The 1,062-nt window shown below is 72.4% G+C and carries 2 protein-coding genes; both read right to left on the bottom strand.

Annotated elements, in window-relative coordinates; all coding sequences use genetic code 11:
* The coding region (locus BN11_RS18305) for a 1,4-dihydroxy-2-naphthoate polyprenyltransferase (protein ID WP_048699748.1) at positions 1–576 on the bottom strand (576 nt) is incomplete at its 3' end.
* A 39-nt stretch (positions 577–615) separates the two neighbouring features.
* The gene (locus tag BN11_RS18310; RefSeq protein ID WP_048699750.1) at positions 616–882 is read right to left on the bottom strand and encodes a PLD nuclease N-terminal domain-containing protein; all 267 of its coding nucleotides are present in this window, start codon (positions 880–882) and stop codon (positions 616–618) included.
* Positions 883–1,062: the final 180 nt, after the last annotated feature.

Genomic DNA, 1,062 nt, shown 5'->3' on the forward strand with positions numbered 1-1,062 from the left:
ACGCAGGTTGTTGGCCACGAGGATCGCCGTCGCAAGCGCGCCCACGCCGTACGCCCCGAGCAGCCCCGGCGCGGTGAGGCGGTGCGCCTGCGTGTAAAGCGTCCCGAGGGTCGCGACCAGCCCGAAGAAGACGAAGACGAAGACCTCGCCCAGGCCGCGATAGCCGTAGGGGTTCTTGCCGCCGGTGTAGAACCACGCGGCCAACACGCACAGCACGCCCACCCAGATCAGCCCGAGCGTGTCCGACAGCGCGCACAACGCCAGCCCCGCGAGCCCGGCCAGCCCGAAGAAGAGGAAGGCCATGAGCTTGACGTTCTTTGCCGTCGCGAGCCTTTGGCCCACGAGTCGGATCGGGCCGACCCGTTCGTGGTCGGTGCCCCGGATGCCGTCGGAGTAGTCGTTGGAATAGTTCACCCCGACCTGCAGCGCCAGCGAGACGACCAGCGCCAGCAGCGCGAGGCCGAGGTCGGCGCGGTCGATGGCGGCGGCCGCACCCGTGCCGACCAGGACGGGAGAGACGGCGGCGGGCAGGGTGCGGGGGCGGGCACCGGCGATCCATTGGGCAGGCGTGGCCATAGGAGGTGTCGAACGTCCTTCGTCAGGGATGAGGGCGGGTCACAGGCCGCGCAGGAAGTCGGGGTCGTCGTCCGGGCCCTTGGGGCGCGGCGGCTGGTTGGGGTTCGCGCGCCCGGGCAGGGCATAGGTCTTCGGCCGCCCCGCGAACCACCACCCGGCCGGCCCCGCGAACGGGAAGAGCAGGATGACGAAGACCCACACCACCTTGGGCAGGCCGCGCACGGCCTCCTCCGGCGTCTGCACGCAGTCGACGAGCGTATAGATCGCCAGGACCAGGGCGAGCAGCCCGGGCAGGAAGCGGATCATTCCCCTATTGTCCCACCCACACGGCGATGGCCCGGCGGTCGGGCTTGCCCGGCCCGCGTCCGGGCAGCGGGGTCGCGCTGGTGCGCACCAGGCGGGGCAGGGCGTATGCCGGGAGGAGCCCGCGCAGGCGCGCGCGGGCTTCGTCGGTGGTCACCGCTGTGTCGGGGGCGGGGGGGGGGG

This window comes from Nostocoides australiense Ben110, assembly GCF_001050535.1.
GTDB lineage: Bacteria > Actinomycetota > Actinomycetes > Actinomycetales > Dermatophilaceae > Nostocoides_A > Nostocoides_A australiense.

Bases quoted from the DNA above. Each gene is read 5' to 3' on its own strand.
- BN11_RS18310 (WP_048699750.1), bottom strand. From the start codon at position 882: ATGATCCGCTTCCTGCCCGGGCTGCTCGCCCTGGTCCTGGCGATCTAT.